General features: G+C 54.8%; 14 protein-coding genes and 11 pseudogenes. 11 read left to right on the plus strand and 14 right to left on the minus strand.

Translation table 11 applies throughout. From position 1 onward, the window contains the following. Nucleotides 1–84: 84 nt before the first annotated feature. The 5 genes and pseudogenes from ACA068_RS30295 to ACA068_RS30315 all read left to right on the plus strand — a co-directional run. Nucleotides 85–803 (plus strand): annotated as a pseudogene (locus ACA068_RS30295) (IS5 family transposase). Between the two features lie 22 nt (nucleotides 804–825). Beyond that, a pseudogene (locus ACA068_RS30300) lies at nucleotides 826–1,121 on the plus strand (ExeA family protein); the annotation flags it as partial. Between the two features lie 700 nt (nucleotides 1,122–1,821). Continuing rightward, entirely contained in the window at nucleotides 1,822–2,472 is a 651-nt protein-coding gene (locus ACA068_RS30305) for a helix-turn-helix domain-containing protein (RefSeq protein WP_497310841.1), read from the plus strand. A gap of 460 nt (nucleotides 2,473–2,932) precedes the next feature. Next, nucleotides 2,933–3,256, plus strand: a complete 324-nt coding sequence (locus ACA068_RS30310; RefSeq protein WP_497310842.1) for a phage holin family protein — start codon at nucleotides 2,933–2,935, stop codon at nucleotides 3,254–3,256. A gap of 92 nt (nucleotides 3,257–3,348) precedes the next feature. Next, nucleotides 3,349–3,429, plus strand: a pseudogene (locus ACA068_RS30315) (recombinase family protein); the annotation flags it as partial. Nucleotides 3,430–3,496: 67 nt separating this feature from the next. On the opposite strand, the pseudogene ACA068_RS30320 reads toward ACA068_RS30315, so the two are convergent. Next, nucleotides 3,497–5,290, minus strand: a pseudogene (locus tag ACA068_RS30320) (Tn3 family transposase); the annotation flags it as partial. 93 nt (nucleotides 5,291–5,383) lie between these two features. Between ACA068_RS30320 and relB the strand changes: the two are divergent. The 4 genes from relB (at nucleotide 5,384) to ltrA (ACA068_RS30340) (ending at nucleotide 8,931) form a co-directional block, all read left to right on the plus strand. Continuing rightward, entirely contained in the window at nucleotides 5,384–5,611 is a 228-nt protein-coding gene (gene relB, locus ACA068_RS30325) for a type II toxin-antitoxin system RelB family antitoxin (RefSeq protein ID WP_005730594.1), read from the plus strand. After that, nucleotides 5,595–5,861 carry a type II toxin-antitoxin system RelE family toxin gene (locus ACA068_RS30330; RefSeq protein WP_497310843.1) on the plus strand — a complete coding sequence of 89 codons (267 nt, stop codon included), beginning with the start codon at nucleotides 5,595–5,597 and terminating at the stop codon, nucleotides 5,859–5,861. Before relB ends, ACA068_RS30330 begins: the two co-directional genes overlap by 17 nt. Nucleotides 5,862–6,373: 512 nt before the next feature. After that, nucleotides 6,374–6,619 (plus strand): hypothetical protein, encoded by a 246-nt coding sequence (locus ACA068_RS30335; protein WP_497310844.1) that lies wholly within the window; start codon nucleotides 6,374–6,376, stop codon nucleotides 6,617–6,619. Between the two features lie 827 nt (nucleotides 6,620–7,446). Continuing rightward, entirely contained in the window at nucleotides 7,447–8,931 is a 1,485-nt protein-coding gene (ltrA, locus tag ACA068_RS30340; protein ID WP_497310730.1) for a group II intron reverse transcriptase/maturase, read from the plus strand. Between the two features lie 532 nt (nucleotides 8,932–9,463). On the opposite strand, the gene ACA068_RS30345 is transcribed toward ltrA (ACA068_RS30340), so the two are convergent. The 5 genes and pseudogenes from ACA068_RS30345 to ACA068_RS30365 form a co-directional block, all read right to left on the minus strand. Then, nucleotides 9,464–10,159: a potassium channel family protein gene (locus tag ACA068_RS30345; RefSeq protein ID WP_497310845.1), complete on the minus strand. Its 696-nt coding sequence runs from the start codon at nucleotides 10,157–10,159 to the stop codon at nucleotides 9,464–9,466. Beyond that, nucleotides 10,149–11,477 (minus strand): TrkH family potassium uptake protein, encoded by a 1,329-nt coding sequence (locus ACA068_RS30350; protein ID WP_497310846.1) that lies wholly within the window; start codon nucleotides 11,475–11,477, stop codon nucleotides 10,149–10,151. The genes ACA068_RS30345 and ACA068_RS30350 overlap by 11 nt, the downstream gene beginning before the upstream one ends. 88 nt (nucleotides 11,478–11,565) lie before the next feature. Beyond that, nucleotides 11,566–14,484, minus strand: a pseudogene (locus tag ACA068_RS30355) (Tn3 family transposase). Between the two features lie 3 nt (nucleotides 14,485–14,487). Then, nucleotides 14,488–14,898 (minus strand): annotated as a pseudogene (locus tag ACA068_RS30360) (putative toxin-antitoxin system toxin component, PIN family). After that, entirely contained in the window at nucleotides 14,898–15,137 is a 240-nt protein-coding gene (locus tag ACA068_RS30365; protein ID WP_310272209.1) for a ribbon-helix-helix domain-containing protein, read from the minus strand. Before ACA068_RS30365 ends, ACA068_RS30360 begins: the two are co-directional and overlap by 1 nt. Nucleotides 15,138–15,337: 200 nt before the next feature. Here ACA068_RS30365 and ACA068_RS30370 point away from each other — a divergent pair. Further along, a pseudogene (locus ACA068_RS30370) lies at nucleotides 15,338–16,265 on the plus strand (recombinase family protein). A gap of 129 nt (nucleotides 16,266–16,394) precedes the next feature. Here the strand turns inward: ACA068_RS30370 and ACA068_RS30375 are convergent. Beyond that, nucleotides 16,395–16,808: pseudogene (locus ACA068_RS30375) on the minus strand (group II intron maturase-specific domain-containing protein); the annotation flags it as partial. Between the two features lie 75 nt (nucleotides 16,809–16,883). On the opposite strand from ACA068_RS30375, the gene ACA068_RS30380 reads away from it, so the two are divergent. Beyond that, nucleotides 16,884–18,436 (plus strand): IS3 family transposase gene (locus ACA068_RS30380; RefSeq protein ID WP_497310847.1). Its coding sequence is split into 2 segments (ribosomal slippage): nucleotides 16,884–17,346 and nucleotides 17,346–18,436, totalling 1,554 coding nucleotides; the frame shifts between segments, so codons are not numbered across the junction. A 39-nt stretch (nucleotides 18,437–18,475) separates the two neighbouring features. On the opposite strand, the pseudogene ACA068_RS30385 reads toward ACA068_RS30380, so the two are convergent. The 7 genes and pseudogenes from ACA068_RS30385 to ltrA (ACA068_RS30415) form a co-directional block, all read right to left on the minus strand. Further along, nucleotides 18,476–19,549 (minus strand): annotated as a pseudogene (locus tag ACA068_RS30385) (reverse transcriptase domain-containing protein); the annotation flags it as partial. A gap of 742 nt (nucleotides 19,550–20,291) precedes the next feature. After that, nucleotides 20,292–21,368, minus strand: coding sequence for a YkvI family membrane protein (locus ACA068_RS30390; RefSeq protein WP_497310848.1), 1,077 nt, complete (start codon nucleotides 21,366–21,368; stop codon nucleotides 20,292–20,294). A 598-nt stretch (nucleotides 21,369–21,966) separates the two neighbouring features. Continuing rightward, a complete protein-coding gene (locus tag ACA068_RS30395; RefSeq protein WP_497310849.1) occupies nucleotides 21,967–22,455 on the minus strand; it encodes a hypothetical protein in 489 nt (162 codons plus the stop codon). A gap of 62 nt (nucleotides 22,456–22,517) precedes the next feature. Next, nucleotides 22,518–22,736, minus strand: coding sequence for a hypothetical protein (locus ACA068_RS30400; RefSeq protein WP_497310850.1), 219 nt, complete (start codon nucleotides 22,734–22,736; stop codon nucleotides 22,518–22,520). Between the two features lie 92 nt (nucleotides 22,737–22,828). Continuing rightward, entirely contained in the window at nucleotides 22,829–23,170 is a 342-nt protein-coding gene (locus ACA068_RS30405) for a DUF6572 domain-containing protein (RefSeq protein WP_497310851.1), read from the minus strand. Between the two features lie 23 nt (nucleotides 23,171–23,193). Continuing rightward, nucleotides 23,194–24,267, minus strand: a pseudogene (locus ACA068_RS30410) (S-type pyocin domain-containing protein); the annotation flags it as partial. Between the two features lie 412 nt (nucleotides 24,268–24,679). Further along, nucleotides 24,680–26,266: pseudogene (ltrA, locus tag ACA068_RS30415) on the minus strand (group II intron reverse transcriptase/maturase). Nucleotides 26,267–26,456 lie beyond the last annotated feature (190 nt).

Here is a 26,456-nt window from a genome sequence, read left to right on the forward strand (position 1 = left end):
TTTGAGCTAATTAGTGCCATTCGATACCCTTGAGCTATTTGGGGGTAACTGGTGAGCCGCTATAGGTTGCGTGACGATCAATGGGTGCGCATCAAGGAACTGCTGCCGGGCAAAGCCAGCGACCGTGGCGTGACCGCCCGCGATAACCGTCTATTTGTAGAGGCGGTACTCTGGATTGCCCGAACTGGCGCGCCCTGGCGGGATCTACCTGAAACCTACGGTCACTGGCATCGGGTCTATGTGCGTTATAACCGCTGGTCACGCAAAGGCGTCTGGTTACAGATCATGGCATCGCTTGCGACTGACGCTGACCTAGAACACCTGATGGTGGATGGCAGCATAGTGCGCGTTCGTCAGCATGGTGCGGCAAAAAAACATGGCAGGACGCCGAAGCCATGGGCAAGTCCAGAGGCGGACTGAGCACCAAGATTCATGCGGCCGTCGATGCCCTGGGGAACCCGGTACGCCTGCTGCTGACGCCCGGACAAAGCTCTGAATATGGCCAAGCCGAAGCGCTGATCGAAGGTTTTACGCCCGATGCGGTATTGGCAGACAAAGATTATGACTCAGATGCCTTCGTGGAGTTGATACAGCGCAATGGGGCTGAAGCCGTCATCCCCTCAAGAGGGAATCGTCTGACGCCCCGAAAGCTGGATCGACATACCTACAAGGCACGTAATCTGGTGGAGCGTTTTTTCCAGAAACTGAAGCAGTACCGCCGTATTGCAACCAGATATGAGCGACTGGCAAGAAACTACCAGTCGATGCTGAGTCTTGTATCAGTCGTCATATGGCTGGCCTGATTGAGAACACCCCCTAGTCAAGTTGGCCACCAAGCTGCGCACGCCACTGCAAATTCAACTGCACCTCAGCCTGGCCCTCGAAGCCGGTTACCTGACCGGCGAAAACCCGTCTCGGCGGAACTGATGGAAATCCGTACTGTCGCGACAACTGGATGACCTGGAGCCGACCCTGACGCGTCATGGCTACCGCATCAAGGATCTGGTCGAGCATTCGACGCTAGGCCTACCGAGATCAAGGCGCTGTTCAGCAACGCGCTCGATCCGGCCCGCGCTTCCGAGCTGCGCGACAAAATGCTCGCGGCGGGCTTGCCGATCTGACCCCAGTCATTTCATTCGCAGCTAATGTGAGTCGGAAGCGATGGAATGGAGGCCGACGCGGCTGAATGCAAGCTCGATCGCAATTAATGTGAGCCCGTGGCCTCCGTCAGTCGCAGATAATCTAAGCCGAAAGTGCGCTGATTGCGAGCCCGGCTGTTTTCGATTGCAAGCCGCTACACCTAACTGGTGCGAAAGCAGTTGTTGAGTGCAGGAGAGGGGCGCCTGTGATGCGGGTTAATCGCCCTGAAACAGCGCGATTAGAGAAAAAGCCATAAGTTAATAACAGAAAAGCTCTGGTTTTCGACCGAGTAAGCGTTTTTAACCTCAAGCAGAGAAGGCATAAAAAATCGGATGGTACTTCAGTACCCTCCCTAAGTAATTTCGAAAAAATTCCGTAAGAAAATGATTCTGCGGGCTTTGTCCAGAATCAGACTATATATTGACTAGAAGTTAATTTCAAAGAGAATGGGTTGCCAACGATGAGAGAGTTGTTACGCTGTTACGCTGTTACGCTGTTACGCTGTTACGCTGTTACGCTGTTACGCTGTTACGCTGTTACGCTGTTACGCTGTGTCATATTACTGTTGAAAACGAAGCGGTCAATACTTGCAAAGCAAAATAAACGTAACAAACGTTGGATTATATATTGGCTTTTTACGCATAATGGTATGAGCAAAAAAAGGCAAAAAAAGGCAAAAAAATGAATAGTTTTCATATGTCTGGGTTGAACTCTGGGAACGATGAAGTTGGCAATTCCAACATTCGATATCTGCATAATTGGATCAAGATGAATGGCGCTACAAAGATTGCCGAACCAGGTAGTGCACCTACAAGGAGTAGTGATAATTCAATACTTGCAATTGAAAGTGGCGTGTGGCGTTTGTTTGTAGGCGACCAAAAGGTCATAAGCATCGTAGGGCCAGGAGGTGTGCTTTGGATAAATAAACTAACGAAGACCTATGACGGCTTTCCAAATAAATGTGAAGTTGTGTCGCGTTCAGTTTATTACGAATTACCTGAGGAGCGCATTCACTTGGCCGTCACCGACAAGTTGTTGCTGAAAGGTATGTTTGATTTTATGAAATGGAGCACATACAATATTTCGAATAAATGGCTTAGTCAATTAGTAAACGATGGATACGCCGAGGTCAAGTGCGCATTAGAGTGGATTGATGTGCTGCCTGACGCAGTGAAAACCAAACTGACGGCTATATCATTTGTTACCGATACAACAGGTGTCTCTAGGTCTCACGCGCTTTCCATCATGAACTCGTTGAAAAAAGGAGGTTATATCGAGGTGGAAAGTGGGTATCTGATGAGTATCACTAGAAAGTTGCCGGATGGCTACTAGAAGCGAAGATTCGCTTGGTGCGTTCTATTTAACGCAGGATTAGTTAGCTGATGAAATAACATCTTGTCAAGTCCCATGCTGCATTTAAATAACAATTGCCTTGCGGCGAATAGCGAAACGCCTTTTGTGATCTGAATATGTTTTGCTGACTTCGCCATCGATTCCAATTTAAATAGAATGCATCGTGGAAGGTTCACCAGTTCAATCGTCAGGGGGCAGTCTGCTCTAAATATGACGCTCTCAAGAGTTAAAGATGGCTTGTTAAAATCTGCCGTGCTTACTGTAAATTTTTAAGACCATCTTGCGAGTTTTTCGCATCTATCGCTAATGGGTTGACAGTATTAGGTTTGTGGCTTTAAACGTTATATAACTTTAAACTTTGAATGGTTTTTAAGAATTAAATAAAGCTGCGAGAGTTGAGGTTGTGTGAAATACTACGTTTTTTAATGGGCTGATAATTATGAATGATTATGATCTGCTCTCCGATTTTTTTGAATCTTGGACATATGTTGCGATTTCTGCAATTGGTGGTGTGCTCGGTCACATGATGCGCAAAGTAGGAGCGAGGCAAACAATTTACATAGGCGAGACGACTTTACAAGGTGTTGGTGCAGCATTTGCTGGATATCTGGTTTTATTGGGTTGTCGCTCTGCTGGTATACCTCCAGAAGTTTCAGGAGTGGTAATTGGGCTATGTGGCTGGCTTGGTGCCGATGCTACATTAGTGCTGTTACAATCGTATATTTACAAAAAGCTTAAAATCAAGGTCCCTGGCAGGAAGTAACAGTGCCTTGTTTCATAACTGGCGTGTTGCCGCAGACCGAAAACTGCCCCCCAGGTGTTCTCCTGCTCAATTTTTGAGCAGGAGAACACAGGGTGATCAGCATGGACCGTTTGGCGCGTAACCTTGACGACTTACGCGGTATTGTCCAAGAGCTGGTTAAACGCGGTATTCGCCGAACACACTCGACCATTCCGAGAAGCTGAGGTTGGGGGCGGTTCCGGCTGCGGGCGAAATGACACCCTAAGCGGTTTTCGGCTCAGGCCACAGATATTCGCCTGTCAGTAATATATGAGCCCAGCCCAGCGGAGATGTGTGCGCGAGCAACTCTGGCGGCACATCAAGCCCTTCGTTCCTTCGCTCAATGACTGCACGACCGAGATGGACCGTATTCCAGTAGATGATGATCGCCGTCAGGAGGTTTAATCCTGCGATTCGGTAATGCTGACCCTCAGTGGTACGGTCACGGATTTCTCCCTGCCTACCGATGCGTAACGCATTCTTGAGCGCGTGGTGGGCCTCCCCCTTGTTGAGGCCAATCTGGGTACGGCGTTGCATGTCCGTATCGAGGATCCACTCGATAATAAAAAGCGTCCGCTCGACGCGACCAACCTCGCGTAGCGCAACCGCGAGATCATTTTGGCGCGGGTAGGAGGCAAGCTTGCGCAGTAACTGGCTGGGTTTGATCTTGCCGGCAGCCATGGTGGCGGCACAACGAAACAGGTCAGGCCAGTTCGCAACAATCAGTTCCTCGCGAATTTTTCCGCCGACCAGCTTGCGCAAATCTTTGGGCGTCTCGGCGGGGTTGAACACGTAAAAACGCTTCGAGGGCAAGTCTCGGATGCGCAGGACAAGCCGATAGCCAAGCATGGAACTGGTGCCAAATAGGTGATCGGTGAACCCGGCGGTATCGGCGTACTGTTCTCCCACCTTGCGGCCCGCCTCATTCATCAGCAAGCCATCCAGGATGTACGGGGCCTCGCTGACCGTCGAAGGAATGGTCTGTGAGGCAAACGGTGCGAACTGGTCGTTAACGTGGGTGTACGCCTTAAGGCCTGGTTCCGTGCCATATTTGGCGTTGATCAGATTCATGGCTTCGCCTTGGCGAGCAGAAGGAAAAAACTGGCCATCGCTTGAGGCGGTTGTGCCCATGCCCCAGACCTGGGACATCGGCAACTTTGCCTGCGCAGCTACCACTATCGCCAGTGCCTAGTTTATGGCTTCGCTCTCGACATGCCAGCGGGCAAGACGCGAGAGCTGCCAGTAATCATGTGTGTTGGTGGCCTCCGCCATCTTGCGTAGTCCCATGTTCAGCCCTTCAGCGAGTAGAACATTGAGCAGGCCGATCTGGTCGCCGCATGGCACACCCGTTCGTAAATGGGTGAAAGAGTCGGTGAGTCCGAGAGCCGCATCGACTTCAAGCAAGATATCGGTGATCCGAACAGGCGGCATCCGACGATAGAGATCAAGTATCAGTTCCTGTGCCGTGTCTGGTACGTCAGCGGTCAACCGATCAATTCGTAACGTTCCATCCTCGACGCTGCCGTGCGGGATGGTTCCGTTGCGGGCTGCACGTGCAAGTCGCTTCAGACCATCGGCAAGGCGCGCCTTTCGATCAGTCAGCCAGATCTGTGCATCAAGTGGGACGGCCAACCTTGCATCAGTCTGAGCGGTACTCATTGGCACCAGGACCTGCTTGAGATCGCCGTAGCGGCGCGAATGGTCGAGCCAGATGTCCCCGGACCGGAAAGCATCACGCAGGTGAAACAGGACCGCCACCTCCAAAAAATTGTTGTCACCCTGCTCTTGTGCTCGCAGATGGCGATGCCATTTCGAATTCGGTCGCAAGAAACTGTCGTCTGTCGAGGGTGACGCTAGCTTTTCTCCAATCGCTTTTGCCGCCGTAATCAAGGGCTGGGCTACGGAGGCGGCCTTGAGTTTCAGGCATCGCAACATACGGGGCGCATAGCGCCGGAAGCGATGATAGCCTTTCCCAACATAAGCCAATGGCTCGCCGGACAGTGTATTGCTGAGCTGGGGGAGCTAGCAGAATTCGGAAAAGATCGTACGCTAAGCATTCGCGCAGATTTGTGATAATATGAATACATTTATCACATAGGAGCCTTAGACATGGCCACTTCCATTCGCTTGGCACCCGAAACCGAGCAGCGCCTAGATTTTTTGGCGACAAGCACCGGGCGTACCAAGGCGTATTATCTGCGCGAAATCATCGATCATGGCCTGACTGACCTTGAGGATTACTACCTCGCGGCTGAAGTCCTGGAGCGTGTCCGTAAAAATACAGAGGTCGTTCACTCTGCTGCGGACGTGAGGAAAGACCTTGGCCTGGACGATTGATTACACCGACACGGCCAAAACACAGTTGCGGAAGCTCGACAAGCAGTCAGCGAAGCGCATTCTTGACTATATGGATGAGCGGGTGTCCAGCAGGGATGATCCGAGAACTGCTGGCAAGGCGCTTACAGGCCCATTGGGTGGCTTGTGGCTGTATCGCGTAGGAGACTTCCGGGTAATCTGCGAGATTCAGGACGGCGCCTTACGGATACTGGTTGTACAGCTTGGCAACCGTCGAGAAGTTTACCGCTGAAACCAACGTAACCCGCTGTCGCGTCCAGTTGAAGTACACCTCAACTGGGCGTCAGTCGGCTCACTGACATCACGTCAGACTAGGGCCGCCTTCTGCATTATCTGACGCCTAAACGTCAAACTCTATGGCCTCAACCTGACAGGCCGCATGCTTAGCGTACGATTTTGTCCGTTTCCTCTACCGTCCCCTATCTGACATGATGGTCAATGTCTGAGGAAATCCGCAATATACACCAGCCCGCACCACGCGGGACTTGGGTTCAGACAGAGCGCTCTGGCCATGAAGCTTGGGCACAACTGATAGCGCACGCTCCACGTGCAGCCCAGCTGCTGCACTTGCTCGTTGCCAACATGGACAAGAGCGGTGCCCTGATTGCCAGCCAGGCCACTTTGGCCAAGCTGATGCAAACCTCTACAGCGACGACAAAGCGAGCTTTGTCAGTCCTGATAGAATAGGCTTGGATTCAGGCAATCCGGCTGGGTAGTGATCGAGGCGGTGCGCTGGCCTACGTCGTGAACAGCAGGATCGCTTGGGCTGATAGCCGTGACAATATTCGTTTCGCACGCTTCAATGCGCGGGTGCTCGTATCGTCGGAAGATCAAGACGACCTAGGCACCGGCAAACTCTTGAAAGCGCCGGTCATGGCACCAGGTGATTTGCAATTACCAGCTGGTGATGGCATGGCCCCACCAGTACAAGAAACATTTGATAACATGCTGCCAGACTTGCCGTCGTTCACCGACGACTCAGAAGCCTAAAACGACGAAACCCGCAGCACGGCAATGCTTGCGGGTTTCTAGGTTTCTGCGAAGGAGCAAAAGACCATCCCGACATTCTACTCTGCCCCTCGCAATTTTCCCATCACTCGCACCACAGCTTTATATCGTACGATACATGGGAACCGCTGGTGGCCCGGCCCCGTCCGGGCGATGCAATGCCCCGCGTCCTGGATCTGGGGTTTGGGGGGCAGCGGAACAGTGCGACCTGAGGTCGTCTGAATTTCTGTTTTACTGGAGAGTTTTTCTCTTGATGAAACCGGTTGTTCCATCAACCGTTTCCTACCTGGACATGCGGGGCCGGTAACAGCCCGGTGTGAAGCTCCGGGGACAATGTACCCGCCGATTTTCGGTACGCCTATCCGTGAGGGGAAGCGGAATCTACCAGCACAACGGTGGTGAGGGGCTAGGAACGAGCGGCTACGACCAACACATGTGAACCTCTGTTAAACGTCGTCATGCTCAACAAGCCAAATGTGCTGACAGGCTTGAACCAAAACGGTACGCGGCCAGGTATGACCCCTTTATTCCTGGGGCATCATGGACAGTAGGCCGCCGGCGAACAGGAGGGGTCCGCCCCGCTCAGAAATTCAGGCGGAACAGGGTAAGCCCGTAGTGCCGCCGGAAACGGCAGGCGAACCGCAAGGAACGCTGTGGGTGCTGCGGGTAAAGGAATGCGGAAAAAGCGAAGGCCCGCCTGTAATGGGCGGGATACGGGCTGAAACATTGCTCGACTCGAAAGTGGGCAGACTTCCGTAGGGTCATTCATGGCGAGAGAACTTGATTAATCGTTACTCGAAGGAAAGCAGATGACGGTTATTGGTAGCGCTGGGAAAACAGATGCGATCGGTACTGGTGCGCCTTCGCACGCTGAAAGGATGTGGCTTCAGGCTAACTGGGGCCTCATCAAAGAAGACGTGAAACGACTCCAGGCGCGTATCGCTAAGGCAACAATGGAAGGCCGGTGGGGCAAGGTGAAAGCCCTGCAACACCTGCTGACCCGCTCGCACAGCGGCAAGATGTTAGCTGTCAAACGAGTGACAGAAAATCGTGGCAAGAGAACGCCGGGCGTCGATGGCAAAATCTGGGCGATCCCGGCGGCCAAGTGGAGCGGGATGGAGTCAATGCGGCATCGCAGCTACCGTGCGTTGCCGCTGCGACGTATCTACATCCCCAAGAGCAATGGCCAGAAGCGTCCGCTGGGAATTCCCCGCATGCTCTGCAGATCAATGCAGGCACTGTGGAAGCTGGCTCTGGAACCTGTTTCAGAAAGCTTGGCGGATCCAAACTCGTATGGGTTTCGGCCCAACCGCTCGACCGCCGACGCCATCGAATATTGTTTCATCACGCTGGCCAAACGTAGGTCGCCAGTGTGGGTACTTGAGGGTGATATCCGTGGCTGTTTCGATAACTTTAGCCACGAATGGATGCTCAAGAATATACCGATGGATAAGACGATCCTGCGGCGATGGCTTCAGGCTGGGTTTATCGATGAAGGAACTCTGTTTGCGACACAGGCCGGTACCCCGCAGGGGGGAATCATTTCGCCGGTGATCGCAAACATGGCGTTAGACGGACTGGAAGCGGCAGTGCATGCCAGCGTGGGACCGACGAAACGCGCGCGCGAAAGGTCCAAGATTAACGTCGTCAGATATGCGGATGATTTTGTTGTGACTGGAATCTCGAAAGAAATTCTAGAGCACAGCGTCCTCCCGGCGGTCAGGCAGTTCATGGCCATCCGGGGACTGGAACTCTCGGAAGAGAAAACCAAGATCACCCACATTGCTGAGGGTTTTGATTTCCTTGGGCAGAACGTACGCAAGTACCAAGGTAAGCTGCTCATCAAACCGGCCAACAAGAGCGTGAAGGCGCTGCTGGGCAAGGTTAGGGAAATCGTAAAGAACAACAAGAGTGCCACACAGGCGAATCTGATCCTACAGCTCAACCCGATCATTCGCGGTTGGGCGATGTATCACCGCCATGTGGTATCCAAGTCTCTATTCTCATCGATAGATGCTCAAATTTGGCGTCTCTTATGGACATGGGCCCTGCGCCGGCATCCCAATAAAGGCGCAGGCTGGGTAAGACAGAGATACTTCCACACAGTGAGGTACCAAAACTGGGTATTTGCTGCGCAAACCAAAGTCGGAGGTATTGTCCAACGATGGTGGCTTTTTCGCGCGTCGACGATTCCAATCGTTCGGCATGTCAAAATACGTGGCTTGGCTAATCCCTTTGACCCTGCGTGGTCGTCTTACTTTGCCCGACGTCGAGCCGCGATGGACGTTGATTAATTGCCCGGTACCAGACGACGGTGCTGTTGAACGGCTTGAGCCGGATGAGGGGCGACTCTCATGTCCGGTTCTTAGGGGACGGCGGCGCAGTAATGCGCTGCTGTTACCCGACGCAAACCGACTTAAGGCCGATGGTCGCCGGCTTCGCGCTGAACCCTATGCCGAGAACTTGGGGGGGCCACGAGCGGCAGCGGGGCCTTCCCCCTCATCGCCTGCTGGAGCGTTTCCGGTCGATGGCCGAGCATTCAGGAATCGGGTTTTTCCTACATTTAGGCGATGCATCCAATTGGTGGGGGACGCCAGAATCCCAGAAAACTCCGTCGGAAAACGCCTGTCGCTATGTTTTCGGCTGATTGGCCTATTCCTTAGGGCGACCGTAGTGCTGCTCACCATGGTGAGTAACGACCCTGCCCCGGCATTCGATCAAGGAAGTGTCCATAATCGTTTTACACACTCTGGACCATTAGCTGCCACACCGATTTATCGAGGCCAGAAAAACTCAGGTGGGGCGCTGAGCAGTGCCCCACTCGGGTTATGCCGAATGACCAGCAAATTTCTGGATCAGATGGGTCGGGCCGGACACGATTAGCAGATCACCCGGCAGGATGAGGGTGCTAGGGGTTGCATGCTGGAAGTCTTGATTGGTGCGCTTCAACCCTAGGACCGTCACACCAAATTTTTCACGGACATTGCCGTCGGCCAGCGTGATGTTGTGGGTAGTCAGGGGGGAGTGAATCTTGGCGATAGCGAAGCCGTCGTCGAACTCTATGAAATCAATTATCCGCCCGCTAATGAGCTGGGCGACACGCTCCCCCATATCCTTCTCCGGGTAGATGACGTGATGGGCGCCAATCCGCTGGGCTATCGTTCCATGTTCGGTATTCAGGGCTTTGACCCAGATATCCTGGATACCCAATTCGGTCAGCACCATGATGGTCATCAGGCTCGCAGCCAGGTCGGTGCCTATCCCCACAATGGCGTGGGAGAAGTCGGCAACGCCCAGTTGACGCAAGACCGCCAGGTTGGTGGAGTCGGCCTGGACCGCATGAGTCAAGAGATCGGCCCAGTTATGGACAGGTTCCGCATCCCGGTCGATGCCCATCACATCGTGACCGAGTCGCATCAGCGATTGGGCCACGGAGCCGCCGAAGCGGCCGAGTCCGATCACCACCACGCTATCGCCCTTGGAAAATGAAAACGTCTGGGTAAACAGTAACTTAGCCAACAATTGGATGTTCCTCTGGGTAGCGGTAGGGCATGCGGTGCTCGCCCAAGGCCAGAGACGCCGCAAGCGTGATAGTGCCGACCCGCCCGATATACATCAGCAGCGTCAACATCAGTTGCCCCGACTCGGGGAGTGCGGCGGTGATGCCGGTGGACAACCCGACTGTGCCGAACGCCGAGACAACCTCGAATATGATCTGGTCGGTGGGGAAATCTGTTTCACGCAAGATAAAGAGCGTCCCAAACACGATAATGGTGCTGCCCAGCACAAGCACCGTGATGGCTTGACGTTGGGCCGGGGCGCCGATTCGCCGGCCAAATGCCTCGCTGTCACTGTGTCCACGAATTTCGGCGATGATCAGCAAGGCCAGGATGGCGACAGTACCGACTTTGACGCCACCTGCTGTTCCTGCGCTGCCACCCCCGACGAACATCAGGAAGTAGTGCATTGCCCAGCTTTCTTGGGTCAACGCGCCAATATCGATGGAGTTGAACCCGGCGGTACGCGCAGAAACGGAAGCAAATGCCGCCGAGAGCATTGTATCAGTCACTGGCATGGGGCCGAGGGTTGCCGAGTTGGACCACTCGAACAGCAGCAGCGTGAAAAAACCGCCGAGCAGCAGGATTGCCGTTCCAGACAGGGTGAGCTTGGTATGCAGCGACCAATGGCGGGGGTCGTTGAACCGGCTGCGCAAGTCATTCAGTACGGGAAAGCCGATGCCGCCAATAATGATCGCAGCCATGACTGGCAGCAGGATCGAAGCATCCGAGGCGTAGCGCATCAGGCTGTCGGGATGAATGGAGAAACCCGCGTTATTGAATGCCGATACCGCATGAAACAGGCCGTTCCACGCCGCATCCGTCCATGGCAGGTCATAGGCCAAGTGTAATCTGAGTGTGAGCCACAGGGTCAGGATGAGTTCCAAGGTGAACGTCACCACCAGCACCAGCTTGGCCACGCTGGCGATGTCGCCCAAGCCCAATGAACGTGACTCGAACTGTGCGACCATTTTGGTGCGTAGACGAAAGCCGCGGTTGACCATCAAGCCCAGCAAGGTCGCCACCGTCATGATGCCGAAGCCGCCGAGCTGGACCAGGAGCAAAATCACCGCTTGGCCGAAGGTCGACCAGTACGTACCGGTGTCCACCACTGCCAGCCCGGTAACGCAGACGGCCGATACTGCAGTGAAGAATGCAGTCACCCAAGGGGCGGCGATACCCTCGGCGTGGGATATCGGCAGCATCAGAATGGCGGTGCCGGCCAGTATCGCGGCCAGGAAAACTAGGGCGACAACCCTGGCTGGATGAAGCAGTAATTTCATTTGGCATCAAGACTCATGTCGTGAAAAGGAAAAGGGGTTTGCGGAGCAATGGACCCAAAAATCAAAGTAGGCCCTAATCTAGGTTAGGTCACAGATCGTCATGGGGGTTACGCAGTGGCCGCAGCTCACCTCGGGCGACCTCTTCCGGTACCGCGAAGGAGTACCGCCCCAGCATATTGATGTGCTCGAAGATCAGCGGCGACAACCGAGCCAGGTCCTCGTCCTGCACCAGGTAGCCGTGCTGCCTTAGCCGTTCTACGGCCACCGTCATATAGAGGGTGTTCCACAGCACAATGATGTTCACAACCAGTCCCAAGGCGCCGAGCTGGTCTTCCTGGCCTTCGCCGCGATTCAGCTGAGTCAGGGTGGCGCGGCGCTTGGACTCATCATCGATGTATGTCAGCGTGTGCAACGTTTTCTCGATCCGCCCAAACTCTGCCAGTGCTTGGGCCAGGCGAGTCGGACGATCCCCCGTTTGCAGAGTGCGCATGATGCCGGTCGCCGGCACCCGACCGAGCTTGAGTGACCCCGCCAAACGCAGTAAGTCGTCCCAGTGCTCGGCGATCAGGTCGAGTTTGACCGACTGGCGCGCCAGGCCGTTGAGCTTGCCGTAATCCGCTTCTGGGCGGGTACGCCAAAAGCGGGTGCCACCGACATCGGCCAGACGCGGGCAGAAGTGATAACCGAGCAGGCGGAACAACCCGAACACCACATCGCTGTAGGCACCGGTATCGGTCATGATTTGTGTTGGCTGCAATTCGGTCTGTTGTTCAAGCACGACCGCAAGCAATACCAGGCTGTCGCGCAAGGTACCGGGCACCGTAATGGCGTTCAGACCGGAGAATTGGTCGGATATCAGGTTGTACCAAGTGACGCCCCGACCGGTACCAAAATACTTCGGATTAGGGCCCGCATGCACGGTGCGCACCGGTACGACGAAACGCATGCCATCGGCGGAGGCCACTTCGCCGCCACCCCAGACCTGAGCCAGCTCCAGTTGGCTTTGCGCAGCCACCAAAATGGCATTAGCTGCTGACAAAGTGTCGTCACGAAGATAGTTCTGGCTCACCCAGGACAGCCGGTCACGGCGAAGTGCTTGGTTATCATTGCGGATCAATGGTTCTAGGCCGGTGTTGCAGGCTCCCCCTAGAAGCACCGCACACAGGCTGGTTACCAGGTTATCGGCCCGTGCATTACGCTCCGACACATGAGTGAAGGCCTCCGCGAAGCCGGTACGGGCAGCAATTTCCAAGAGGATTTCCGGCAAATCGACACGCGGCATCAGGTCGGCTACAGCGGCACGCAGTTGCAGCAGCGAATTCGGTTCCTCCAGCTTGTCCAGAGCCCCAAGGGACAATTCGGTCCTGCCCTCAGCGTTCTCGCTCAGCTGAATGGCCGGGTTGTCGGGCAGGCGTGCGGCGACCGCCTGCCATGTTGCATCTAGTTCGACAGACAAGGCATCCAAGGTGGTTTTGGCATCGAGGGTCAGGCCCAGCGATCGGCAGATGATCGGTCGTGCCGTCAGCCATTCAGCACCATCGAGCAGGCCTATACGCGGGTCGGCATAACGCCAACTGGGTGAAACAAAGACATCGCGGCGACGTAGGGCGGTGCGCAGTGCATCAAGCGTACAGAATACATAGGCCCCCATGTCGAGGGAGCCATCTTCGCGGGTGATGTGCTGTTGCCAAGCTTTGGCTACGATCTCCTGCGGCGCATCATCTTCCGGTTTCCTACGAGGTAGATTCAGTTGCAACCAGTCCAGACTGGCCGCCACTCCCTTACCAGCCGGGCTGAAGCCGAAGCGAATATGCTTCAGCAGGTCGGGCAGAAAACGGCGCACGCTGCGATAGCGCTCCCCCAGGGCGAGGTAATACACATCGTTGGCCGGACGGATCAACGCGGTGACCTCTTCGAGGGCTTTCTCCAGCGTGATACGTGGCAGGTCATTGAACAGCCGGGCACGGACGTTGTCATCGCTGATAGAGCTATCCAGCATGACCTTGCATGCGGCAGCTAGCAGTGCCGCCGAGCGATCCAAGTCTTTTAGACTACGCAACCGAGCTTTCTTGTCGGCCCTCTCTGCGTTGCTGAATAGGTCACGCAGTAAGGCTTCCAGAACCTCCAAGGCGTCGTCATGCGCAGTCGCCTCCAGACAAAGCGCAAACGCCACCAACGTTGCCATCCGCCGCGATGCCGGCAGCCGGTTGATCGCGGTGACCTTGGCCGTGTTAGCAAAGCGTGCCAGGGCCGCGATTCGGCTGGGTGGGATATGCGCCGCTGCGGGCAAGGTGATGCCGATGCCACGCACGTCATCGAGTCTGCGCAGCGCCCGGATCAGTGCGGGTCCGCTGATCATCACCGGGCCGGAGCGCAATTGATCCAAGCGGGAGTAGCGGTTGCCTTCGGCCACGACCAGCAATTCTTGCAGGTGCTGTCTCTGTTCATCGGTGACGCTGCGACCCAACGTGAGCCAGAGGCGCTGGCTGCGCAGTTGGGCGATAAACCGCTCCAGTACAGTGACGCCAGGCAGTAATACCTTGTGCGTCAGCAACCAGGTCGTCGCCCGGTTGAACAACTCACCAGGACGATCCGTTCCTGTTCAGCAGAGCGCATACAGCCAGCGAGCAAGTCGAAAGCCGACGCTGGAGTCAGCAAACACCCGATAACCATAACGCTCCTGAATCTCGCCGGCATGACGTTGGCGTTGACGGGTTTCGGCATAGGCCAAGATGCAAGTCGGATCATTAATTCCGATCTGACGACTGAGCGCTTGCAGCACCTCATCCGGAACGGCTGAAAAGTCTTCAGGGAAGGTCCCAAGATAGCGGACGCTGGTCAGTTGCGTGGCGTAGCCAAGACGGTTGTGTTCGCCGCGTAGCGGCAGCAGGGTTTTGTGGTCGTCATCACTCAGATGGAAATAGCGTTCGAGCTCTTCGCGGCTAGGAGGATCGACATAGCGACCAAAGTCGTCACGTTGCTCTTGAGTCAGAAAGCCAACCGGCATCTATTACAGTATCTCGGTGCAGAACACGGCGGGGGTGACAATCCGCGTGCGTTCGATATGCCCGAGTTGCAAAAGGCCTGCACGACGATCACCGGTTACCAGATAGTCCGCATTACCCGCCAAAGCCATGGCCAACAGAAAGGAGTCATCCGGATCATCGGCTACAACCTCAATGACCAACCGCTCCAGTACCATCGCCCGTTACAGGTTATTGATCATGGCACCCACTTTGGCCGGCTGCAGGATAGCCTGAAGCTTGGGGTAACGACTGGCACGACGAATTTCATCGAGCTGTGCCCGTGAGGTCACCACGTCGAAACGTGCCGCCCGCCAAGCCCGGTAGATGGCATCAGGCGCGCCATGCGGCGAGATCAGTGCGCTAAACAAGATGTTGGTATCCAATACGACCCGCATCAGCGCTTGCGTGCCCAGTCGAGCGCTTCATCAACCGCTTCGGTCAGTTCTGCCTCACTCAGATGGGCATTGGAAGCCTTGGCCTGTTCGGCGCTCAGTTCCAGGATGTGTGCCCGCACCGCTTCTTCGATGAAGCGCGACAGGTCACCCTTGCGGCCACCACCTTGGCTGGCCAGAAACATGCGGAGCGATTGGTCGGTGTCGGTAGAGACCGCGACGTTCCAGCGAGTGGTGTTCATGATTTCCCCAATATTCGGTGCATGTGTGTTTATACACCGTCGTCCTATCGCGTCGCAACGGTTCGATAAAACCTTCGTTTTGTCGAACTTTAACGAGGCATGACCATGTTCGTTAACCTGACCATGTTACGGTTCAAATAACTGGTACGCTTAATCAAAGTTCAATTATTACTAATGCAGTCGAGTAAACGGTACTTTTGATGAAAATCGGATATGCGCGGGTGAGCACTCGGGATCAGAAAGCCGACCTCCAGGTCGATGCCCTTAAACAGGCCGGGTGTGAACGAATCTATCAAGACATTGCCAGCGGCGCGAAAAGCGCTCGCCCGGAACTCGACAAGTTACTGGCCAACATACGAGCGGGCGATGCCGTGGTGATCTGGAAGCTGGATCGCCTCGGGCGCTCGCTCAAGCACCTGGTCGAACTGGTCGGTGAACTGGCGGCGCGCCAGGTCGGCTTGCAGAGCCTGAATGACCCCATCGATACCACACACGCCCAGGGTCGCTTGGTGTTCAACCTGTTTGCCTCGCTGGCCGAATTCGAACGCGAGTTGATCCGCGAGCGCACCCAAGCGGGTCTCTCGGCCGCACGGGCGCGTGGCCGCGTCGGTGGCCGTCCGAAAGGGTTGCCTGCCAAGGCCGAGGCCACGGCCATGGCAGCCGAAACCCTGTACCGCGAAGGACGCCTGAGCGTCAGCGCCATCGGTGAGATGGCTGCACATCTCCAAGAGCACACTGTACAGCTACTTGCGCCATCGTGGTGTTGATATCGGGACGTATCAGAAGAGCGCCGAACCGCGGGCTCAGCAGCGCAATGTCGTGTCGCCGGCAGAGTCGGCCGTTGAACGGGTTGCCACCGTTACGTTGCGTTTGGCGGTGGAGAACAACAGCAAGTTCGTGCGCGGTCGGAAGAGGGCCAAGGAGAACATTGAGCGCTATTGCCTGGAGCCATTCGGCGTGAAGCGCCTGGAGTCGGGAAACTATGAACTGACAGTTCCCTATCAGAGCGACGAGGAATTGGATAAGGCGGTGCATAACCTGCTGAGCGAGATCAGTCAGGAAGCCGAGATGCGCAACTGCTTTATCGAGGTAGATGCCTGGGAAGAAGGTACTGAACGACGCTGGTAGGGCTTAAGTGCACTTTCGTCGGGTAACAGCAGCGCATTACTGCGCCGCCGTCCCCTAAGAACCGGACATGAGAGTCGCCCCTCATCCGGCTCAAGCCGTTCAACAGCACCGTCGTCTGGTACCGGGCAATTAATCAACGTCCATCGCGGCTCGACGTCGGGCAAAGTAAGACGACCACGCAGGGTCAAAGGGATTAGCCAAGCCACGTATTTTGACATGCCGAACGATTGGAATCGTCGACGCGCGAAAAAGCCACCATCGTTGGACAATACCTCCGACTTTGGTTTGCGCAGCAAATACCCAGTTTTGGTACCTCACTGTGTGGAAGTATCTCTGTCTTACCCAGCCTGCGCCTTTATTGGGATGCCGGCGCAGGGCCCATGTCCATAAGAGACGCCAAATTTGAGCATCTATCGATGAGAATAGAGACTTGGATACCACATGGCGGTGATACATCGCCCAACCGCGAATGATCGGGTTGAGCTGTAGGATCAGATTCGCCTGTGTGGCACTCTTGTTGTTCTTTACGATTTCCCTAACCTTCCCCCGGTGTCAGGATAGTTGTCGCCTCTCCGGTTTTTCCTGAAAAAGCATATCGGGGGCGGAAAGAGACTGGTCGTGCCGTACTATTCACCTGAACGCAGAGCCGCATTACTTAAGATGCTGCTTCCCCCGCTGAACCTGTCGATGGCCGAGGTTTCCCGGCGCGAAGGGGTCAGCGAAATGTCTTTGTCCAACTGGCGCAAGCAGCTCAGTTCTGAAGGAAATGCAGTGTCCGAAAACAAGCCGTTGACCGAGAACTGGTCAGCCGAAACCAAGTTTGCTGTCGTGCTTGAAGCCGCCGGTTTGTCCGAGATCGACTTGGGCGAATATTGCCGCCGCAAAGGCCTTTACCCCGAGCAGATCACGGCCTGGCGACAAGCGTTTATCGCTGGCCAGAAGTCGGAAAAAGCCCAGCAAATAGAAGACCGCGAACAGTCTCGTAAAGATAAGAAACGCATCCAGGAACTTGAGCGCGAACTGCGCCGCAAAGACAAGGCGCTGGCTGAAACAGCCGCGTTATTGGTGCTGCGGAAAAAGCTCAACGACTACTGGGGGACCGACAACGAGGACAACTGACGTCTTTGCCAGAACGGCACTTACTGGTTGACTGGCTGAGCGAAGCGGTCGCGGCGGGAGCCAGAAAAATCAAGGCCTGCCGGGAAATCGGTCTATCGCTGCGGACCTTGCAACGGTGGACTGAAACAGACGTTATCCAGGCCGATGCCCGAACGACTGTCACACGGTCAACGCCGCGAAATGCACTGAACGAGGCGGAGCGACAGACCCTTGTGACGCTGTGCAACAGCCCGGAGTACGCTCATCTGCCGCCGAGCCAGATCGTGCCGCGCCTGGCCGATCAAGGGCGCTATCTGGCGTCGGAGGCGACGTTTTATCGGGTCTTGCGGGCGGCGGGTCAACAGCAACATCGAGGCCGTAGTCAGCGCCCCAGGCGGTACGCCGCACCGACGACGCATGCGGCCAAAGGGCCCAATCAGGTGTGGTCGTGGGACATCACGTATCTGCCGTCGCCGATACGCGGCCAGTATTACTACCTCTACCTGATCGAGGATATTTACAGCCGCAAGGCCGTGGGCTGGGAAGTCTACGACGCGGAAAGCGGCGAGAAAGCCGCCGCGTTGCTGCAACGCAGCGTGATCGGCGAGCAGTGTTTACGCGAGCCGCTGGTGCTGCACTCGGACAACGGCGCGCCGATGAAGTCGGTGACGCTGTTGAGCAAGATGTACGAACTGGGAATCACGCCCTCGCGGGGCCGACCGCGGGTGAGCAACGATAATCCGTACTCGGAGTCGTTGTTTAGAACGCTGAAATACTGCCCGCAATGGCCGCAGGACGGCTTTGCCAGTTTGGACGCCGCACGAGCTTGGGTGAGGGATTTCATGCGTTGGTACAACAACGAACACCGGCATAGCCGTATCCGCTTCGTCACACCGGCTGAGCGGCATCGAGGACTGGACCATCAGGTCCTGGCCCGGCGACATGAGCTGTACGAACGAGCTAAAGAGAAAAAGCCGGAACGGTGGTCGGGTCGAACACGTAACTGGGAGCCGATCGGAACCGTGTTGTTGAACCCGGATCGAGAGCAACAGGTTGAGAAAAGAGCGGCATAGTTAGACGGTTGACGCGACAACTACCTTGAAAAACGCCGCCTTGCCCAGCAGCGCCTTCACGCTCTTGTTGGCCGGTTTGATGAGCAGCTTACCTTGGTACTTGCGTACGTTCTGCCCAAGGAAATCAAAACCCTCAGCAATGTGGGTGATCTTGGTTTTCTCTTCCGAGAGTTCCAGTCCCCGGATGGCCATGAACTGCCTGACCGCCGGGAGGACGCTGTGCTCTAGAATTTCTTTCGAGATTCCAGTCACAACAAAATCATCCGCATATCTGACGACGTTAATCTTGGACCTTTCGCGCGCGCGTTTCGTCGGTCCCACGCTGGCATGCACTGCCGCTTCCAGTCCGTCTAACGCCATGTTTGCGATCACCGGCGAAATGATTCCCCCCTGCGGGGTACCGGCCTGTGTCGCAAACAGAGTTCCTTCATCGATAAACCCAGCCTGAAGCCATCGCCGCAGGATCGTCTTATCCATCGGTATATTCTTGAGCATCCATTCGTGGCTAAAGTTATCGAAACAGCCACGGATATCACCCTCAAGTACCCACACTGGCGACCTACGTTTGGCCAGCGTGATGAAACAATATTCGATGGCGTCGGCGGTCGAGCGGTTGGGCCGAAACCCATACGAGTTTGGATCCGCCAAGCTTTCTGAAACAGGTTCCAGAGCCAGCTTCCACAGTGCCTGCATTGATCTGCAGAGCATGCGGGGAATTCCCAGCGGACGCTTCTGGCCATTGCTCTTGGGGATGTAGATACGTCGCAGCGGCAACGCACGGTAGCTGCGATGCCGCATTGACTCCATCCCGCTCCACTTGGCCGCCGGGATCGCCCAGATTTTGCCATCGACGCCCGGCGTTCTCTTGCCACGATTTTCTGTCACTCGTTTGACAGCTAACATCTTGCCGCTGTGCGAGCGGGTCAGCAGGTGTTGCAGGGCTTTCACCTTGCCCCACCGGCCTTCCATTGTTGCCTTAGCGATACGCGCCTGGAGTCGTTTCACGTCTTCTTTGATGAGGCCCCAGTTAGCCTGAAGCCACATCCTTTCAGCGTGCGAAGGCGCACCAGTACCGATCGCATCTGTTTTCCCAGCGCTACCAATAACCGTCATCTGCTTTCCTTCGAGTAACGATTAATCAAGTTCTCTCGCCATGAATGACCCTACGGAAGTCTGCCCACTTTCGAGTCGAGCAATGTTTCAGCCCGTATCCCGCCCATTACAGGCGGGCCTTCGCTTTTTCCGCATTCCTTTACCCGCAGCACCCACAGCGTTCCTTGCGGTTCGCCTGCCGTTTCCGGCGGCACTACGGGCTTACCCTGTTCCGCCTGAATTTCTGAGCGGGGCGGACCCCTCCTGTTCGCCGGCGGCCTACTGTCCATGATGCCCCAGGAATAAAGGGGTCATACCTGGCCGCGTACCGTTTTGGTTCAAGCCTGTCAGCACATTTGGCTTGTTGAGCATGACGACGTTTAACAGAGGTTCACATGTGTTGGTCGTAGCCGCTCGTTCCTAGCCCCTCACCACCGTTGTGCTGGTAGATTCCGCTTCCCCTCACGGATAGGCGTACCGAAAATCGGCGGGTACATTGTCCCCGGAGCTTCACACCGGGCTGTTACCGGCCCCGCATGTCCAGGTAGGAAACGGTTGATGGAACAACCGGTTTCATCAAGAGAAAAACTCTCCAGTAAAACAGAAATTCAGACGACCTCAGGTCGCACTGTTCCATTGCTCCCCGAACCCCCCACCACCAATAAAAACCCCGCTCGAGGGGGGATTCAATTAAAGGGGCCGCGTTGGATCTATTGCCGTTCCCGGTAGGTGCCTCCAAACGACTGCTCAGAGGCTTAAGGGTTCAGGAAACAGCTTTCTGCGCTTTAGCAATGGAACGGCTGCGTAGCCAGTTGAAGCAAATAGCGAGAATCAAGGCGAAACCGACATAGCCCAACAGCGGATAGACAGTGCCAACTAACTTGCTGAAACCGCCTAGGCTCAAGCCCAGGCCTATGCATACCGTGACCGCGCTAATCAACTTGAAGCGGCTAGTTTCAGGCCTGGCGAAGCGGGCGCTGAATGCAAAGAACATCCCCACTGCCGTGCTATAGACCATGCAAACCAGTGCCACCGACATCACCACCGAGAGAATTGGCGAGATACGCCCTGCGAGTGCCAGGGAAGGCATTTCGATGCCTTGCAACTGGTTGATGTTAGCAAACAGGCCGATGTTCAATAGCAGGATCAACGCGCCTAGACCGAGACCACCGAGTACGCCACCGAATGCGGCAGCCTTAGGTTGTTTGGTCATGCCACCAATGACAGCTAGCATCGGGAAGCCTACGGCGATGTTGAAAGATGCGTAAAGCAAGGCGCCCACAAACCAGTTGCCAGTGACCGTTTCGTTTTTCTCACGAGCAATCGCGTCGAGGGTCTCGAGCGGGGCGTTGTAACTGAAGATCGAGTAAATGGTGATGATAAGCACCATCGCCAACAGGAAAGGCATTACCGCGCTGATCAAGTCGATAATGCGCTTCACGTTCATGCACAGCGTGACGATCACCAATACCGTCATCAGTACGCCACCGAACAAGGGAGGCAGATCGTACTGCTGGGCAAAGATCGAACCGCTGCCGGCCAGCATCACTACGCCGACACCGTACAGGAAGAAGGACAGCACCACGTCGACGACCAAGCCGATGTGTACGCCGAACAGAATGTAGAGAACTGCCTTGTGCGAGCTCGCTTGCATCCTCGAACTCATTCGGGCGATCTGCATGCCGAGGAAGGCAAACATCAAACCGCTTACCAAAGTGCCGACAATACCTATGAGCCCATAGCCGGTGAAAAACTGAATTACCTCCTGCCCGGAGGCAAAGCCACCACCAATAACGATGGACATGTAGGCAAGGGCAATCTGGATCGATTTTTTATTCATTAAGCTACGTCCCTGAATTCAAAGAATAAATGCAACGCTTGAAACGAGAGGCAGAGAGCCAGCCACCGGTAGAATCCAGGCTCTCAAAGCGCAGATGACCACGCCTTACCGGCAGCTGACTCAGGGCCATCCTGCGGTATATGACGGCCCAGAATTTGTCCTAATTTTGCCCTAAACCTCTTTACCACTACTGCCATGTTAGGGGGGGCTAGATGGCTATGGGCAATAAAGCAGGAGGTTAGAACCCCTGGCCAACTCAGTTTTCCGTGCTGAATCCAACACAGTGATACGGAAACTGGTACGGTATTCTGCCTCTGCACTGAGAAGGAGGTTGGCGCTCGAACCTACCCTGGAACACCACCGCAAAAGTACGCACATCACCAACATGCAAGCTTTCCCAAAAGCACAACAGCCACTTCCACTATTTGCGCCACAAAGCAATAAAATCATCAATATAAATAAACGCATGTAGTGGTACTGCTGCGACGGCAGGAATCAAAACTAGGCATCTCAACGCTAAAAGAGACCGACCAAACATCTTTTCATTCTTTGTTATCGATCGACTCACCCAGCAGACAGAGAATTAGCAGCAGGAGTTTCAAGTATCAAACACCCTCCCATCAAATCGACTCATGACATCAGAAATAATCACATCAAAAAGCGAATGAAATTGATCTTCAATAGGGTCGATTGGGCAATACACTGAGACGGGGGTACGCAGATCCACGCTCACTTGCAATTTTTTTTCGTCGTACCGCATCCGAATATCGTAGCCAACATGGTATTTTGGAAGGCTATTTTGGTTGCGATCTATGGTGAATCTCAGAACGAAACATAATTCGAGCTGGTCGTTTCCACACAACAAGTTAGGCGTGAGCTCCTTAAAGAGTTCGTCTTCCCAGATACCAAGAGCAATGTAGTCATGGGCTACACCGTCACTATCTTTCCAGGTAGACGGTTCCAAACCCAAATAACCAGGAAACTCAAATGCCAATTTTCCTGCCAGACGCTGTAGCTCCTGCCAATATTTTGAACGCTGCCCGCAAAACTCTGAGTATCGCTCTCTGATCTGATCGTACTTAGCCACTCGGCAAATCCCTCTACTAGGTAAGGTTAGATTATTCTATTCGTTAACTCCTCTTTTCCAATTCATGGAAGTGTGTCCGCATGTATCAACACCCAAGGGTTATTTGAGAGATCATAGCTTGAAACGAACCACCGGATCATCAGCATGTGGCTGACGAGAGTTTCAAGAGCGTTTCCGACACTGTCTTCATGGGAAGGCTGTGGAAATCCAAAGAAAAACACCATTACCACGCCAAATATATTGAGCGTCAATCCAATCAGATTTAAGTATTGTGCGGTCATCGTCTACACCTAGGAAACGTCAGATCAAGACTATAGTCGGAAGCCCGCGCTCATCTTCAGTGGACACTGGGCCAGGTACTGGACATCGCCTGTCACTCGCCCACTTTAAGCACATACTCCAGCCCAACCCCCGCTTCCTTTAACACCCCAGTGGCGCGGTCAAAGAAGAGCTCACCTTGCTCTGATAGCTCATGCTTGCCCAGCACACTGATGACAGGGGACTTGCCAAGCGCCCCCGGAATCTCAGTGTAAATTTCGCCGCTTTCGATGAAGGCTACGTACGTGTTGATTTTGTCTTGAAGCAGTTGCAGGTGTTCGCCCTGCTCGATTTTGTCAGCCCATCCAAGGTGGTCAGAGATACCGAGAACAATCTTGCTGTGATCCCATTTCGGGATGCCCCACATGTCGATGATATTAGTTTCTGTTACGGACATTGCAGCTCCTTAAATTCTGTTGGTTACTTCGGTCGCAAGATGTCTACACGGGCAGGCGGGAGAACTGTGCCACCGGGAAAGCCAAGTTTACCCTTGCCGACAATGACCCCACCGCTCTGTTCGAGCTCTGGAAACGCCTGCTTCTGATTGCGTGTCAGTGGTGCTGTGTGGGAGGCCTTGCATTCGACACAGGCGATATCCCCGTTCGAATCTCTACCAATCATATCGAGACGGGTTCTGGTGCCGCTTTCAGTTTTGATTGTGACCTGTTGAGCTGACTCGTCCATTTCTTCCGAAAAACCACCATAGGCTTTGTCTTCGAATTCAACTCCAGCAACCTTGTTCTTCTCCAACTGCCTCCTGAGCACAATGTAGATTGGCTGAATGCCCGAGTCAGGAAACCAGATAATTGCATCTTGGAATTTTGGTGGGTGTGCAGGATTCGCCAGCAATGTGTCTGATTGAGCTGTCGGCGGATACACCCATACAGGAGGTAACTGTGGGCCGCCTTCCAGTGCAGGAATACTCAGTACACCATCAGGTATTGCCGCTGGTATCCAAGTGAGGCCAATGCCGTTACCGATGTCAGCAACGAAATTATTGCCCTCTTTCTTGCCCTCAATGACGCGGACGTTTTCCCAATCCGTTTTGCCGCATGTGTAGTATCCGTATGCGTTTACAGAGCCGTCAGGCAAGGTCTTCACATTGAAACGAACACGAGTGCGGCCAACATCAAGGGCGGCGTACTGATCGTCTTTATAGAAGGCACTGTCAGGCGAAATGCTGGCGATCGGTATCAGTAACCCGACAATGCCCGTTACAAAGCCAGCAGCAACGCCTGATCCTTCCAGCAGACCCAGTGACAGCGATCCGCCAAGACGTTGAGCGATCGCACTGCCAGTAGCAGACCCACCAACCATTTGAAGGGGTGTCCCTTGAGCGGTAATCGCTGCTCCAGTTCCCAGGACTGCCCATAGGTCATAGGCGGACAGTTTCTCAACCGGGACAAATCCCCCCGAGGTGTTGTGATTGATTTCACCATGAGGGAGATTGCAACTCTTGGCGAACAAATAACCTTTCGTCTCGGGCTTGGCTTCTACATCACTAGGTTGTTTGACGTAGCAATCTTCATACGCCTGTTGCCGGGCAGCATTTCCTCATACGGCAGTTGTCTGGCATCACGCTCGGCAATTTCGGTTGGTGTCATGTCACGTAGATAACGGACACCATTACCACCGCCACCACCTCCACCTCCACCTCCACCTCCACCTCCACCTCCACCAGCATGTTGCCATACCTGTGGCATGTCCTTATTACTCGCCATTGAGCGTCCTGTTTCGCCGTTTAAGTGCGTCAGGACGCTATCCCATGCTGGCTTGGCGTGTCTGTAGGACGATTCTGAAGAATTGTGAAAAGCCCTCTGTTACTTCAATAGATTTTGGGAGGCGGGGAAATAAGCACTTTAATGCGGCGGATGAATCGAATGAATGGTCGCGGTAGGGATGGCAGTTACCTGCCACCCCCCGCACAGATCCGTACGTGCGGAACTACCGCATACGGCTCCTGCCTTGGGTACGTGACGCGAAGCGATCCTCAGGGTAAGGATGTGCATTTCTGGGTCTAGGTATATAGAGGTCGGCAAGCCGTCCGTAGCGTGACCACTGGAGTCGGTTACGCTGGCTGCGTCGCTTGAGGGCTTGCCGCCATAGACGGCATACCGCCAACCGAAAACCGCCAAGGCGTATCAGATTTCCCGGCACCGCGTGGTAATTGAAGTATCCACTGACAACTCGGTTAAGCCACTGACCCACGACTCGAACAGGCTCATGACGTCGGCGTTTCAGCTCATCCCGAATAGCCAGCAGCGTTGCACGCATTCGCTTCTTTACCGTCAGTCGCAGAATTTGAAAACCACCGCTTCTGTTGGTACTACAGCAGTGCGTGAATCCCAGGAAATCAAACGTCTCCGGTTTACCTAACCCTCGCTTCCTACGATTTCTCGCAGCAAAACGACCAAACTCAATAAGCCGTGTCTTCGAGGCGTTGAGGGATAAACCGAACCTGGCCAAGCGTTCCTGCAACTGTACCAGAAACTGCTGAGCCTGCCATTGCGTCCTGAAACCCACCACGCTGTCGTCTGCGTAGCGCACAACAATCATATCGCCACGGGCGTGGCGCTGGCGCCACTGCCTTGTCCACAGATCCAGCACGTAGTGAAGATAGATATTCGCCAGCAACGGCGATATCACTGCGCCTTGGGGCGTCCCCTTGGTCGCAGCCACCCTACGGCCATCCTCTATTATTCCCGCCTGAAGCCATTTGCAGATGAGTCCGAGCATGCGTCGGTCTGCAATCCGGTGTCCTAGAAACATCAGCATCCATTCATGGTCGATCTCATCAAAGAACGACGTGATATCCGCATCCAATATCCAGTTCACCTTCTGACCCTTGAGCGCGACCGTTAACGCATCCAGCGCATCGTGCTGGCTACGTCCCGGCCGAAATCCATACGAGAATCCTAGAAAGTCTTCTTCATAGATCGCATTCAGAACAGTAACAACTGCCTGCTGTACAACCTTATCCTCCAACGAGGCAATACCCAGCGGACGCTGCCTGCCGTCAGCTTTGGGTATATAGACCCAAAGCGACGGCGTTGCCCGATAGGCTCCACTGTGAAGCCTTGCGTGCAAATCGGTCACCCGCTGGAGAAGACCTTCCTCATATTCTCGCCACGACATACCGTCCACGCCCACCGCCACATCGCGGCGAAGCGCATAAAAGCTCTGCGCCAATAATTGCGGTGTAACGTGGTGCAGCAATGCCGTGAACTGCATGCCCTTATTCCTTCGGGCTGCTTTCACGTACACCTTCAAGCCCCATCGACGCGCAACTGATCCGGCTCTGTGTCCGGGGCACGGGGGAAGTGTCGGTGTTTCCCTTGGCTACGTCCCTTTCCTCCACCCTCTCCGCAGGGCTTGACCCCTTGTTCGACGGTTTCTCAGGTACTACGGACGTATCCGACTTCTCAGCAACGTAGACAGCAGGGTTACGGCTTTTGGCCTTTCCTGCTCCGCCCGGTGCTTGCGCACTGGGCATTGCCGAGATCTCCCAGTTTCTGTGCGAAGGACTTCCCGACGTGCACAGGGTCTCCGACCGCGCGGGATCAGAGCATGACTGGCGTATAACGCCATGCTCCGTATTACCTTCTGCTTCGCATAACAGCATCGGCATCCCGGATTCCTGATTACGCGGCTCAATGGCTGGCCCATCGGCTTCCCCTGTCAAC

The sequence above is a fragment of the Pseudomonas sp. LBUM1660 genome, from assembly GCF_059695935.1.

What these genes read in the sequence shown, in the direction of transcription:
- ACA068_RS30305 (WP_497310841.1), top strand. Translation starts at nt 1,822, where the DNA reads ATGAATAGTTTTCATATGTCTGGGTTGAACTCTGGGAACGATGAAGTT.
- ACA068_RS30310 (WP_497310842.1), top strand. Translation starts at nt 2,933, where the DNA reads ATGAATGATTATGATCTGCTCTCCGATTTTTTTGAATCTTGGACATAT.
- relB (WP_005730594.1), top strand. Translation starts at nt 5,384, where the DNA reads ATGGCCACTTCCATTCGCTTGGCACCCGAAACCGAGCAGCGCCTAGAT.
- ltrA (WP_497310730.1), top strand. Translation starts at nt 7,447, where the DNA reads ATGACGGTTATTGGTAGCGCTGGGAAAACAGATGCGATCGGTACTGGT.
- ACA068_RS30350 (WP_497310846.1), bottom strand. Translation starts at nt 11,477, where the DNA reads ATGAAATTACTGCTTCATCCAGCCAGGGTTGTCGCCCTAGTTTTCCTG.
- ACA068_RS30365 (WP_310272209.1), bottom strand. Translation starts at nt 15,137, where the DNA reads ATGAACACCACTCGCTGGAACGTCGCGGTCTCTACCGACACCGACCAA.
- ACA068_RS30390 (WP_497310848.1), bottom strand. Translation starts at nt 21,368, where the DNA reads ATGAATAAAAAATCGATCCAGATTGCCCTTGCCTACATGTCCATCGTT.
- ACA068_RS30400 (WP_497310850.1), bottom strand. Translation starts at nt 22,736, where the DNA reads ATGACCGCACAATACTTAAATCTGATTGGATTGACGCTCAATATATTT.
- ACA068_RS30405 (WP_497310851.1), bottom strand. Translation starts at nt 23,170, where the DNA reads ATGTCCGTAACAGAAACTAATATCATCGACATGTGGGGCATCCCGAAA.